Origin of the sequence: Streptomyces sp. NPDC005706, from assembly GCF_040631045.1 — a bacterium.
In the GTDB taxonomy this organism is placed as follows: Bacteria; Actinomycetota; Actinomycetes; order Streptomycetales; family Streptomycetaceae; genus Streptomyces.
In genome coordinates this window covers 120,141-132,877 of sequence record NZ_JBEXYS010000009.1, presented here as the reverse complement: position 1 = coordinate 132,877, position 12,737 = coordinate 120,141, and the positions used below count along the sequence as shown (strand labels likewise).

Genomic DNA, 12,737 nt, shown 5'->3' with positions numbered 1-12,737 from the left:
CGTCTTTGGGGGTCGCGCGTGGCGAACGGCGGACCGGTCGAGCACGGTTACCCGCATCTGGAGACGGTGCGGGCCGCCGTCACCGCGCTGTACCGGCGGCTGTCGTACGACACCGTACGGACGTTCTCGGCGAGCGTGCCGCCGGCCGACGTGGCCTTCTGCGACACGGACGATCTGCATCTGGGCGCGCAGCGGGTGGCCCGTGAGATGGTGCGGCACTTCCGGTTGCCGGACGCGCGGCTGGTGGTGGGTTTCCGGGAGATGACGCACGCGGCCAATGTCGAACTGGCGGCGGGCCCGGAGTACTTCGTGGAGCTGAACGACCGGTTCCGTACCCATCGCGGGGACATCGGCGCGGCGCTCGCCCATGAGGTGGCCCATGTCTATCTCCACCGTCTGGATCTCGCGTTCCCGGCCACGTCGGAGAACGAGATCCTGACGGACACGGTGGCGGCCTACCTGGGTGCGGGCTGGCTGCTGCTGGACGCGTACCGCGAGGACGGGGTGTCCTCGCAGAAGCTGGGCTATCTCACGCCGGAGGAGTTCGGGTACGTCCTGGCCAAGCGGGCTCTGCTGTTCGACGAGGATCCCTCGGTGTGGTTCACCAGCCCGCAGGCGTACTCGGCGTACGTCAAGGGCCGGGAGCTGGCGCTGCGGGACGGGCGGCAGCCGCCGCTGACCGGGGCGGGCTGGGCGGGCCGGCGCCGCTACGCCCATGACCGCCGTCATCCGTCCGGGGGCGGGCCGGCAGCCGCGGGCTACGCCTTCTCTTCCGGTCCCGGTCCGGGCGGTGACCTCCGGGTGTCCTTTCCCTGTCCTACGTGTCTGCAGCGGATCCGGTTGCCGGTCAAGGGGCGGGTGCGGGCCCGGTGCGGGCTGTGCCGGACGGTGCTGGAGTGCGACACGTAGCCGCCGCGCCCCGCCGGGGGGGGCCGGCCGGGAGTCAGCCGGTCACGATGCCGGCGGCGCGTGCGGCCGTCAGCCACTGCGGGAACTCGCCGACGAGGTGGTCGTACAGTTCGGCGTCGGGGACGCGGCGTGGGTCCTGGCCGGCGTGGAAGAAGCCGGCGTTGTCCACGACGCGTGCGGCGGGCACGGCCAGGGCGTCGAGTTTCCGCAGGAAGTCGAACTGCCGGCTGCCGGGGTCGCCGAAGCCGACGAACTGCCAGAACAGCGGGAGCCGGGCGGCCTTGCACAGGTAGCGTTCGGCGGCGGGCCTGCTGATGGGGCCGCCGTCGGTCTGGAAGACGACCAGGGCGGGGGCGGTGGTGCCGCTGTCGAGGTAGTGGTCGATGACGGCGTCCATGGCCAGGTGGTAGCCGGTCCTGCCCATGTGTCCGAGTCCGGCGGCGATCTCCTCGATCCGGCCCTGGTGGCCGTCGAGGGCGATGTCGGTGACCGCGTCGATGTCGGTGGAGAAGAAGATGTCCGGTACCCGGCCGTCGTCGTCCAGGTGTGCGGACAGGCCCAGTACCCGGTCGGCGAGCGCCTGGACGCTGCCGTCCTGGTAGTACGGCCGCATCGAGCCCGAGTGGTCCACCACCAGGTAGACGGCGGCGCGGAGGTCGTCCAGGCCGTGCTTGCGCAGGGAGATCCCGGCCGTGCGGTACGGCGCGACGAGCGCGGGCGCGGTCTCCTCCATCTTGCGCAGGCTGATCGCGGCCATGGTTCCCCCCTCGGCTCCGGACGGCTGCCGGCAGGCGGCCGAGCCTACGTGATCACGGGCCCCCTGCTGTCGCTCGCGTCACAGCTGTTCGCTATTTTGTTCGCCGCCGTCCCCACCGGCTCGCCCTGTCCCCGTGAACCTCCAAGGAGCCGGCCGTGACCGCCGAGTCCGCCGTGACCACGTGCTTCCGTCACCCCAAGGTGGAGTCGCACGTCCGCTGCACCCGCTGCGACCGCTTCATCTGCCCGTCCTGCATGCGGGAGGCGGCCGTCGGCCACCAGTGCGTGGAATGTGTGCAGGAGGGGAGGCGCTCGGTCCGGCAGGCGCGGACGGCGTTCGGCGGCCGGATCAGCGCGGTGCCGGTCGTGACGTACGTCCTGATCGGGCTCAACGTGCTCGGCTATCTCGCCGAGCTGGCCCGGCCCTCGGTCGAGAGCCGGTTCGACATGCTGGGCTCGGTGCCGCCGGGCTATCTGCCCGAGGGGGTCGCGCACGGCGAGTGGTACCGGCTGCTGACCGGCGCGTTCCTTCATCTGACGCCCACCGAGGGCGCGTTCGGCATCACGCACATCCTGTTCAACATGCTCGCGCTGTGGAACGTCGGCCGGGTGGTCGAGGCGCAGCTCGGCCGGGTCCGCTACCTCGCGCTGTACCTGCTGTCGGCGCTGGGCGGCTCGGTGCTGGTGCTGCTGCTCGCCCCGGAGACCCGCACGGTCGGCGCGTCCGGCGCCATCTTCGGGCTGGGCGCCGCGTACTACATCATGGGCCGCCGCCTCGGCTACGACCGGCAGGCGGTCAACCAGTACATGGCGGGTCTGCTGGTGTGGCTGGTGGTCTCCGCCTGGATGACCTCCTGGCAGGGGCACCTCGGCGGTCTGCTGGCCGGCGGGACGGTGACGCTGGCGTACGCCTACGCGCCCCGCGACGGCCGGCGCACGCTGGTCCAGGCGGGTGTGTGCGTGGCGCTGCTCGTGCTGCTGGCGGTGCTGACCGCGGTCAGGGTGTCGTCGCTCGCGGTGGAACCGGGACTCATGGGAGGGGCGGCCTGATCCCGGGCCGTACGGTGACTGCCATGAAGAGACGTGACCGGTCATGAGACGTACCGGAATCCTGCTGCTCGCGGCCGCTCCGGTCGCCCTCACGGCGGTGGTCTACGCCCTCGGCGCGGGCTCCGCCGGCTCCTCGGACACGGAGGACAAGCGGGTCTCCGCCGTGCAGCGGGAGCGCCAGGACGCCAAGTCCCGGGCCGAGTCCGAACAGGCCCGGGACGCCGAGGTCATCGCCGACGCCCCGCCGGGTCTGGCGGCGCCGGCCGAGAAGGAACTGGCGCAGAAGATCGTGGCGAGCGCGGAGAACTCCACGCTCGACTGGCGCAGCTCCTACGGCTACATCGAGGACATCGGCGACGGGCAGGGCTACACCGCCGGCATCATCGGCTTCTGCACCGGCACGCACGATCTGCTGACCCTGGTCGAGCGGTACACGAAGGCGCATCCCGGCAACGGTCTGGCGCCGTACCTGCCGGCCCTGCGGAAGGTCGACGGCACCGGCTCCCACCAGGGCCTGGACCCGGGGTTCACCGCGGCCTGGAAGGCGGAGGCGAGGCTGCCGGCGTTCCGCGGGGCGCAGGAGAGGGAACGCGACCGCGTCTACTTCGACCCGGCCGTCCGGCTCGCCAAGCTCGACGGGCTGGGCACGCTGGGGCAGTTCGTCTACTACGACGCGATGGTCTTCCACGGCCCCGGCACCGGGCGCAACAGCTTCTACGGCCTGCGCGAACGCGCTCTGAAGGAGGCCGGTTCCCCGTCCCTGGGCGGCAGCGAGAAGGACTACCTCGACGTCTTCCTGGACATCCGCCGCGAGGCGATGAAGGCCAGGAAGCAGACCATCGACACCACCCGCGTCGACACGGCCCAGCGGCGGTTCCTCGACGACGGCAACCTGGGGCTGCGTACACCGCTGACCTGGCAGGTGTACGGGGAGACGTACCGGGTGCCGTAGCGGGTGCGGTGTCCGGGCGTGCGACGGCGCCCGCCCAGTCGTCCGGTCGGGGACAGGCGGGCAGGCGCCATCTGGTGTTCCGTACGCCTTTGTACGGGACGTTTCTCGGTGACCCGTCAGACCGCCAGTGAGCGGTCCGTCGGGCGGATCGGGGCCGGCAGCTCGCTGACGCCGGTCAGGAAGCGGTCCACGCCGCGGGCGGCCGAGCGGCCCTCCGCGATCGCCCAGACGATCAGGGACTGGCCGCGGCCCGCGTCACCGGCGACGAACACGCCGGGCACGTTGGTCTGGAAGCCGGCGTCGCGGGCGATGTTGCCGCGCTCGTCGAGCTCCAGGCCGAACTGCTCGACCAGACCGTTCTCCCGGTCCGTGCCCGTGAAGCCCATCGCGAGGGTCACCAGCTGAGCCGGGATCTTGCGCTCGGTGCCCGGCTTGCTGGTCAGCTTGCCGTCGACGAACTCGACCTCGGTCAGGTGCAGCCACTGGACGTTGCCGTCCTCGTCGCCCTCGAAGTGGCTGGTGGAGGCGGAGTAGATCCGCTCGCCGCCCTCCTCGTGCGCCGAGGTGACCTTGTACAGGATCGGGAAGGTCGGCCAGGGCTGGCTGGTCGGGTGCCGCTCGTCGTTCGGGCGGGGCATGATCTCGAGCTGGGTGACGGAGGCCGCGCCCTGGCGGTGGGCGGTGCCCACGCAGTCGGCGCCGGTGTCGCCGCCGCCGATGACGACGACGTGCTTGCCCTCGGCCGAGATCGGCGTGGTGACGTAGTCGCCCTCCTGGACCTTGTTGGCCAGGGGCAGGTACTCCATCGCCTGGTAGACGCCCTTGAGTTCGCGGCCGGGGACCGGCAGGTCGCGGGCGGTGGTGGCGCCGGCGGCGATGACGATCGCGTCGTACCGCTTCTTGAGGTCGCGGGCGCCCAGGTCGCGGCCGATCTCCACGCCGGTGCGGAAGCGGGTGCCCTCCGCGCGCATCTGCTCGATGCGGCGGTTGATGTGCCGCTTCTCCATCTTGAACTCGGGGATGCCGTACCGCAGCAGGCCGCCGACGCGGTCCGCGCGCTCGTAGACGGCGACCGTGTGGCCGGCCCGGGTGAGCTGCTGGGCGGCGGCGAGGCCCGCCGGGCCCGAGCCGATGACCGCGACGGTCTTGCCGGACAGGCGCTCAGGCGCCTGCGGGGCGACGTCCCCGGTCTCCCACGCCTTGTCGATGATGGAGACCTCGACGTTCTTGATGGTGACCGGCGGCTGGTTGATGCCGAGCACGCACGCCGACTCGCAGGGGGCCGGGCAGAGGCGACCGGTGAACTCCGGGAAGTTGTTGGTCGCGTGCAGCCGGTCGGAGGCGGCCGCCCAGTCCTCGCGGTAGGCGAAGTCGTTCCACTCGGGGATCAGGTTCCCCAGCGGACAGCCGTTGTGGCAGAACGGGATGCCGCAGTCCATGCACCGGCTGGCCTGCTTGCTGATGATCGGCAGCAGGGAGCCGGGGACGTAGACCTCGTTCCAGTCCTTGACGCGCTCACCGACGGGACGGGTCTTGGCGACCTCGCGGCCGTGGTTCAGGAAGCCCTTCGGGTCAGCCATTGATCGCCGCCTCCATCATCTTCTCGGTGATCTCGGTCTCGGAGAGACCGGCTCGCTCGGCGGCGTCCTTGGCGGCGAGCACTGCCTTGTACGTGCTGGGGATGATCTTGCTGAACCGCTGCACGGCCGTGTCCCAGTCGGCGAGCAGCTTCCCGGCGACCGTCGAGCCGGTCTCCTCGGCGTGGCGGCGCACCACGTCGTGCAGCCACTGCTTGTCCGTGTCGTCCAGCGCCTCGACGGCTCCGGCGTTGCCGGCGTTGACGTTGTCGCTGTCGAGGTCGATGACGTAGGCGACGCCGCCGGACATGCCCGCCGCGAAGTTGCGGCCGGTCGGGCCGAGGACGACCGCGTGACCGCCGGTCATGTACTCGCAGCCGTGGTCGCCCACGCCCTCGGAGACGACGAGCGCGCCGGAGTTGCGGACGCAGAACCGCTCACCGGTGCGGCCGCGCAGGAACAGCTCGCCGCCGGTGGCGCCGTAGCCGATGGTGTTGCCCGCGATGGTCGAGTACTCGGCGAGGTGGTCGGCCGCGCGGTCCGGGCGGACGACGATCCGGCCGCCGGACAGGCCCTTGCCGACGTAGTCGTTGGCGTCGCCCTCCAGGCGGAGCGTGACACCGCGCGGCAGGAACGCGCCGAAGGACTGGCCGGCGGAGCCGGTGAAGGTGATGTCGACGGTGTCCTCGGGCAGGCCCGCGCCGCCGAACTTCTTCGTCACCTCGTGGCCGAGCATGGTGCCGACCGTGCGGTTGATGTTGCGGATGGCGACCTGGGCGCGCACCGGCTGTGCCTCGGTGGCGTCCGAGGCGGCGAGCGCGTCGGCGGCGAGCTTGATCAGCTCGTTGTCCAGGGCCTTCTCCAGGCCGTGGTCCTGGCCGACGATCTGGTGGCGGACGGCGCCCTCGGGCAGGTCCGGCACGTGGAACAGCGGCTCCAGGTCCAGGCCCTGCGCCTTCCAGTGGTCGACGGCGCGGGTGACGTCGAGCGCCTCGGCGTGGCCGACGGCCTCCTCGATGGAGCGGAAGCCCAGCTCGGCGAGGATCTCGCGGACCTCCTCGGCGATGAACCGGAAGAAGTTCACGATGTACTCGGCCTTGCCGGCGAAGCGGTCGCGCAGCACCGGGTTCTGGGTGGCGATGCCGACCGGGCAGGTGTCCAGGTGGCAGACGCGCATCATGACGCAGCCGGAGACGACGAGCGGCGCGGTCGCGAAACCGAACTCCTCGGCGCCGAGCAGCGCGGCGATGACCACGTCGCGGCCGGTCTTGAGCTGGCCGTCGGTCTGCACGACGATGCGGTCGCGCAGGCCGTTGAGCAGCAGGGTCTGCTGGGTCTCGGCGAGGCCGAGTTCCCAGGGGCCGCCCGCGTGCTTCAGCGAGGTCAGCGGGGATGCGCCGGTGCCGCCGTCGTGGCCGGAGATCAGCACCACGTCCGCGTGCGCCTTGGAGACACCCGCGGCGACCGTGCCGACGCCGACCTCGGAGACCAGCTTCACGTGGATCCGCGCCTGCGGATTCGCGTTCTTCAGGTCGTGGATCAGCTGGGCCAGGTCCTCGATGGAGTAGATGTCGTGGTGCGGCGGCGGGGAGATGAGGCCCACGCCCGGCGTCGAGTGACGCGTCTTGGCGACCCACGGGTAGACCTTGTGGCCGGGCAGCTGGCCGCCCTCGCCGGGCTTGGCGCCCTGGGCCATCTTGATCTGGATGTCGTCGGCGTTGACCAGGTACTCGGAGGTCACGCCGAAGCGGCCGGAGGCGACCTGCTTGATCGCCGAGCGGCGCGCCGGGTCGTACAGACGGTCCGGGTCCTCGCCGCCCTCACCGGTGTTGGACTTGCCGCCCAGCTGGTTCATGGCGATGGCGAGGGTCTCGTGCGCCTCCTTGGAGATGGAGCCGTACGACATGGCGCCGGTGGAGAAGCGCTTGACGATCTCGCTCGCCGGCTCGACCTCGTCGATGGAGATCGGGGTCCGGCCGGAGGTGAAGCCGAACAGGCCACGCAGCGTCATCAGACGCTCGGACTGCTCGTTCACCCGGTCCGTGTACTTCTTGAAGATGTCGTAGCTGCCGCTGCGGGTGGAGTGCTGCAGGCGGAAGACCGTCTCCGGGTCGAACAGGTGCGGCTCGCCCTCGCGACGCCACTGGTACTCGCCGCCGATGTCCAGCGCACGGTGCGCGGGAGCAATGCCGGAGGCCGGGTAGGCCTTGGCGTGGCGGGCGGCGACCTCCTTGGCGATGACGTCGATGCCGACGCCGCCGATCTTGGTGGCGGTGCCGTTGAAGTACTTCTCGACGAAGGCGTCGTCGAGGCCGACGGCCTCGAAGACCTGGGCGCCGCGGTAGGAGGCGACGGTGGAGATACCCATCTTGGACATGACCTTCAGCACGCCCTTGCCGAGGGCGTAGATCAGGTTGCGGATGGCCTGCTCGGCCTCGATGTCCGACAGGAAGGTGCCCGCGCGGACCAGGTCCTCGACCGACTCCATCGCCAGGTACGGGTTGACGGCGGCGGCGCCGTAGCCGATGAGCAGGGCGACGTGGTGGACCTCGCGGACGTCACCGGCCTCGACCAGCAGGCCCACGTGGGTGCGCTGCTTGGTGCGGATGAGGTGGTGGTGGACGGCCGCGGTGAGCAGCAGCGAGGGGATCGGCGCGTGCTCGGCGTCGGAGTGCCGGTCCGACAGGACGATCAGCCGGGCGCCGTTGCCGATGGCGGCGTCGGCCTCGGCGCAGATCTCCTCGATGCGCGCGGCGAGCGAGTCGCCGCCGCCGGAGACCCGGTACAGGCCGGAGAGGGTCGCGGCCTTGAAGCCGGGCATGTCGCCGTCGGCGTTGATGTGGATGAGCTTGGCGAGCTCGTCGTTGTCGATGACCGGGAAGGGCAGGGTCACCGAGCGGCAGGAGGCGGCCGTGGGCTCCAGCAGGTTGCCCTCCGGGCCCAGCGAGCTGCGCAGGGAGGTGACCAGTTCCTCGCGGATGGCGTCCAGCGGCGGGTTGGTGACCTGCGCGAAGAGCTGGGTGAAGTAGTCGAAGAGCAGCCGGGGGCGCTCGGACAGGGCCGCGATCGGGCTGTCGGTGCCCATCGAGCCGATCGGCTCGGCGGCGCTGCGGGCCATCGGGGCGACGAGGACGCGCAGCTCCTCCTCGGTGTAGCCGAAGGTCTGCTGGCGGCGGGTGACCGAGGCGTGGGTGTGCACGATGTGCTCGCGCTCGGGCAGGTCGCGCAGCTCGATCTCGCCGGCCTCCAGCCACTCCGCGTACGGCTTCTCGGCCGCGAGGGTGGCCTTGATCTCGTCGTCCTCGACGATGCGGTGCTCGGCGGTGTCCACGAGGAACATGCGGCCGGGCTGCAGGCGGCCCTTGCGGACGACCCTGGCCGGGTCGATGTCGAGGACGCCGACCTCGGAGCCGAGGACGACGAGGCCGTCGTCGGTGACCCAGTAGCGGCCGGGGCGCAGGCCGTTGCGGTCGAGCACGGCACCGACCTGGGTGCCGTCGGTGAAGGTGACGCAGGCGGGGCCGTCCCAGGGCTCCATCATCGTGGAGTGGAACTGGTAGAAGGCGCGCCGGGCCGGGTCCATGGAGTCGTGGTTCTCCCACGCCTCCGGGATCATCATCAGCACGGAGTGCGGCAGCGAGCGGCCGCCGAGGTGCAGCAGCTCCAGCACCTCGTCGAAGGAGGCCGAGTCGGAGGCGTCGGGGGTGCACACCGGGAAGATGCGCTCGATGGCCTTGTCGTCCCCGCCGAACAGGTCGGAGAAGAGCTGGGACTCGCGGGCGCGCATCCAGTTGCGGTTGCCCTTGACGGTGTTGATCTCACCGTTGTGCGCGACGAACCGGTAGGGGTGCGCGAGCGGCCACGACGGGAAGGTGTTGGTGGAGAACCGGGAGTGCACGAGCGCGATCGCGGAGGCGAAGCGGCGGTCGGACAGGTCCGGGAAGAAGGGCTCGAGCTGGCCGGTGGTCAGCATGCCCTTGTAGACGATGGTGCGGGCGGAGAGGGACGGGAAGTAGACACCGGCCTCCCGCTCGGCGCGCTTGCGCAGCACGAAGGCCGTGCGGTCGAGCGCGATGCCCTCGGCGGTGCCGGCGGTGACGAAGAGCTGGCGGAAGACCGGCATGGTGGACCGGGCGGTGGCGCCGAGCAGTTCGGGGGCGACCGGGACCTCGCGCCAGCCGAGGACGGTCAGGCCCTCGTCGGCAGCGATCGTCTCGATCCGTGAGACGACGTCCTCTGTGCCGTCCTCCGGCAGGAAGGCGATGCCTACCGCGTAGGAGCCGGCCGCGGGAAGGTCGAAACCGGCCACCTCACGGAAGAAGGCGTCGGGGACCTGGGAGAGGATGCCCGCGCCGTCGCCGGAGTCGGGCTCGGAGCCGGTGGCGCCACGGTGTTCGAGGTTGCGCAGAACAGTCAGCGCCTGCTCGACCAGCGCGTGGCTCGCCTCGCCGGTGAGGGTGGCCACGAAACCGACGCCACAGGCGTCGCGCTCGTTGCGGGGGTCGTACATACCCTGCGCAGCAGGGCGAGCATCCATGAAGGACCAGTTCTGGCCATTCGCGGAATGCTGGGACGGCTGGCGCGGCGTACGCATCGGCTCTCCCGTCGTCGTCATGTGGCATGTGCTGGTGCCGAGGGACGACGTTGGCCCTCTGCGGAGTGCGAAATTTCGTGCAGATTACATGATGGGCTGGTTCCCGGGAACCGGATACTCCGTTCCAACATGCGGACGCCGCAGGTTGCGACGAGGGTGCCGCGGGGTCACGGCGGGTGCCGCGCACGGGCGGCGGAAGTGTGTGGGGACCGGACGGGACAAGATCGGTCAGATCGACGTCCATCGGCCCTGGGAGGGCGGAGCGAGCGTCTTCACTCGTCCCGCGGGTGCGCCGCAGGCGTCATTGCCCCCAGCGCTTACGGCTCATGCCCGTTGGTTAAGCGTTCGAAACCAGCGAGTAACGGCTACTTATACGGCCCATCGCATAAGTTCCAGTCGGGTCATCCTACGGCCGTTCCGAACAGGCTGCCCAGGGCGTACGTCACACCGGCGGCCGCGCCGCCCAGCGCGAGCTGCCGCAGGCCGCTGTACCACCAGCTGCGCGCGGTCACCCGGGCCACGACCGCGCCGCAGGCGAACAGTCCGGCGAGGGCGAGGAGCACGGCGGGCCAGAGCACGGTCGCGCCGAGCAGGTACGGCAGGACGGGGAGCAGGGCGCCCAGCGCGAACGAACCGAAGGACGAGACCGCGGCGACCAGCGGCGACGGCAGATCCCCGGGGTCGATGCCCAGTTCCTCGCGGGCATGGATCTCCAGGGCCTGCTCGGGGTCCCGGGAGAGCTGCCGGGCGACCTCCCTGGCCAGCTGGGGCTCGACGCCGCGGGCCACGTAGAGTGCCGCAAGCTCGTCCTCCTCGTCCTGCGGGTGCTTGCGCAGCTCGCGCCGCTCGACGTCGAGCTCGGCCTCGACCAGCTCACGCTGGGAGGCGACGGAGGTGTACTCGCCGGCCGCCATGGAGAAGGCGCCGGCGGCGAGGCCCGCGAGGCCGGTGATGACGATTGTCTGGTGGCCGACGGAGCCGCCCGCGACGCCGGTCAGCAGGGCCAGGTTGGAGACCAGGCCGTCCATCGCACCGAAGACGGCGGGGCGCAGCCAGCCGCCGTTGACGTCGCGGTGCGTGTGGTTGTCGCGGTGCGCCTCGTGCAGCGCCGCCTCGGTCTCGATGATGGCCATCGCGGGGTCCCCCAGGAAGCTTAGCCAAAGCTAACTTTGGATGAGTTCTACTTTTCGACAACACTGAAGGTACGCCGGTAATTTCCAGGGCGCCAGCAAGGAAAGGCTGGGCTTACCTGCGGCTTCTCCGAAAAACGCTCATAAGTGATCATGGGCGCTCAGATGCCGAGCGGGTGACAGGGAGGCGTCCCAGGCTCGCGCGCGGCGTCACCGTGGGAGACATCCGCAAAGGGCATCCGCGAAGGGGGCCGAGTCCCCGCGGACGGCCCGTGGCCCTGCGGAAGGAGAGGCCGCCCATGGCGTCGATCGCCTGCACTCCCCCGTCCCCGGCGCCCGGGGACGCCCCGGGACCACGCGAGCGGGCCCGCGGCGCGCTGCTCGGCCTGGCCGTCGGCGACGCGCTCGGGGCGCCGGCGGAGAACCTGAAGCCCTCCGAGATCCGCGCCCGCTGGGGCCGGATCACCGGGTACGTCAGCGAGCGGCCGTGCGGCACGGACGACACGGAGTACGCCATCTTCTCGGGCCTGCTGCTGGCCCGGCACGGCTCGGCGCTCACCCCGGCCCACGTGGAGAGCGCCTGGCACGAGTGGATCGCCGACCGGGCCGAGGGACCGTTCCGGGGCGCGGGCTTCAGTGAGCGCGGCACGCTGGAGAACCTCCGCCGCGGTCTGGCCGCGCCCATCTCCGCCCAGCACCGGCACGCCTGGAGCGACGGCCTCGCGATGCGCGCGGCGCCCTTCGGCGTCTTCGCCGCCGGGCGTCCCGGCGAGGCGGCCCGGCTGGTGGCGATCGACGGCTCGGTCAGTCATGACGGCGAGGGCATCTACGGCGGCCAGGCGGTCGCGGCGGGCGTGGCGGCCGCGATGGCGGGGGCCACGCCCGCGGTGGTGATCGCCTCGGCGCTCGCCGTCGTCCCCGAGGACTCCTGGACCGCCCGTTCCCTGCGCCGCGCGGTGACGGTGGCCCACCGCGGCGAACGGGCGGTGCGCTCGGCGGTGGTCATCGGCGGCTACCCCTGGACCGACCTGGCGCCCGAGGCGGTCGCCCTCGCCTTCGGCGCGTACGCGGCGGCCGACGGCGACTTCCGCGCGGCGGTCCTCACGGCGGTCAACATGGGCCGCGACGCGGACACGACGGCGGCGGTGGCGGGCGCCCTCTCCGGCGCCACCCAGGGCGTCTGCGCGATCCCGGCCGACTGGGCCGCCGCGATCGGCCCGGCCCGCGGCCGCTGCCTGCCCTCCATGGCGGGCCACCACGTCCTGGACGTGGCGGAGCTGCTGGTCCCCGAGGAGGGCGGCAAGTGGGGAGCGGGGGTGGTCCTGCCGGGCTTCCTGCCGAAGGGGGTCCGGGAGGTGGTGCGGGTGGCCGCGGCACAGGGCGCCGGTGACACCACGGCCGCCCCCCTCCCGGCGGGCCCGGCACAGCCGGCGGAGGACACCACGACGGCCGTGCGAACGGCCGCCCGCCCTGACACCGGCGGCCCCACGGCGACAGTACGGCGGCCACGCGCGTGGCCGTACCGCAGAAGGCGCGGGCCGCGGACACCGCGACGGCGGCCGTAGAAGCGGCGGCGAGCCGAGGTGCTCGGGAGGTGGTCGTCGGTGAGGGCGTGAGCGAGGACGCGTCGTCGGGCGGGGCGGCGGAACCCGTGCCGGCCGCGTCGCCCCCCGCCTGCCGGGCCGGTGAGCCGCCCGCGGCGCTCCCGGGCGGCGCGCAGCCTGGGAGCCGGGGGCGGAGTCCGCTGGTGGGAGCCGGGAACTCCGGGC

8 protein-coding genes are annotated in these 12,737 nt (G+C 71.8%); 4 read left to right on the top strand and 4 right to left on the bottom strand.

The window, feature by feature from the left end; all coding sequences use genetic code 11:
• Nucleotides 1-18 precede the first annotated feature (18 nt).
• Nucleotides 19-909, top strand: a complete 891-nt coding sequence (locus tag ABZ478_RS17980) for a hypothetical protein (protein ID WP_359550307.1) — start codon at nucleotides 19-21, stop codon at nucleotides 907-909.
• A 34-nt stretch (nucleotides 910-943) separates the two neighbouring features.
• Here the strand turns inward: ABZ478_RS17980 and ABZ478_RS17975 are convergent, their stop codons facing one another.
• A complete protein-coding gene (locus ABZ478_RS17975; protein WP_359550306.1) occupies nucleotides 944-1,666 on the bottom strand; it encodes a VWA domain-containing protein in 723 nt (240 codons plus the stop codon).
• 155 nt (nucleotides 1,667-1,821) lie between these two features.
• Between ABZ478_RS17975 and ABZ478_RS17970 the strand changes: the two genes are divergently transcribed.
• Nucleotides 1,822-2,715, top strand: a complete 894-nt coding sequence (locus ABZ478_RS17970) for a rhomboid family intramembrane serine protease (protein WP_359550303.1) — start codon at nucleotides 1,822-1,824, stop codon at nucleotides 2,713-2,715.
• Nucleotides 2,716-2,758: 43 nt separating this feature from the next.
• Nucleotides 2,759-3,667, top strand: coding sequence for a chitosanase (locus ABZ478_RS17965; protein ID WP_359550300.1), 909 nt, complete (start codon nucleotides 2,759-2,761; stop codon nucleotides 3,665-3,667).
• Between the two features lie 116 nt (nucleotides 3,668-3,783).
• Here ABZ478_RS17965 and ABZ478_RS17960 read toward each other — a convergent pair whose 3' ends face one another.
• The 3 genes from ABZ478_RS17960 to ABZ478_RS17950 form a co-directional block, all read right to left on the bottom strand.
• Nucleotides 3,784-5,247 carry a glutamate synthase subunit beta gene (locus ABZ478_RS17960; protein ID WP_359550297.1) on the bottom strand — a complete coding sequence of 488 codons (1,464 nt, stop codon included), beginning with the start codon at nucleotides 5,245-5,247 and terminating at the stop codon, nucleotides 3,784-3,786.
• On the bottom strand, nucleotides 5,240-9,754 hold the full coding sequence (gene gltB / locus ABZ478_RS17955) for a glutamate synthase large subunit (protein ID WP_359550295.1): 4,515 nt from the start codon (nucleotides 9,752-9,754) through the stop codon (nucleotides 5,240-5,242). Before gltB ends, ABZ478_RS17960 begins: the two co-directional genes overlap by 8 nt.
• 485 nt (nucleotides 9,755-10,239) lie before the next feature.
• Entirely contained in the window at nucleotides 10,240-10,971 is a 732-nt protein-coding gene (locus ABZ478_RS17950; RefSeq protein WP_359550292.1) for a VIT1/CCC1 transporter family protein, read from the bottom strand.
• Nucleotides 10,972-11,267: 296 nt separating this feature from the next.
• Between ABZ478_RS17950 and ABZ478_RS17945 the strand changes: the two genes are divergently transcribed.
• A complete protein-coding gene (locus ABZ478_RS17945) occupies nucleotides 11,268-12,533 on the top strand; it encodes an ADP-ribosylglycohydrolase family protein (protein ID WP_359550289.1) in 1,266 nt (421 codons plus the stop codon).
• Nucleotides 12,534-12,737: the final 204 nt, after the last annotated feature.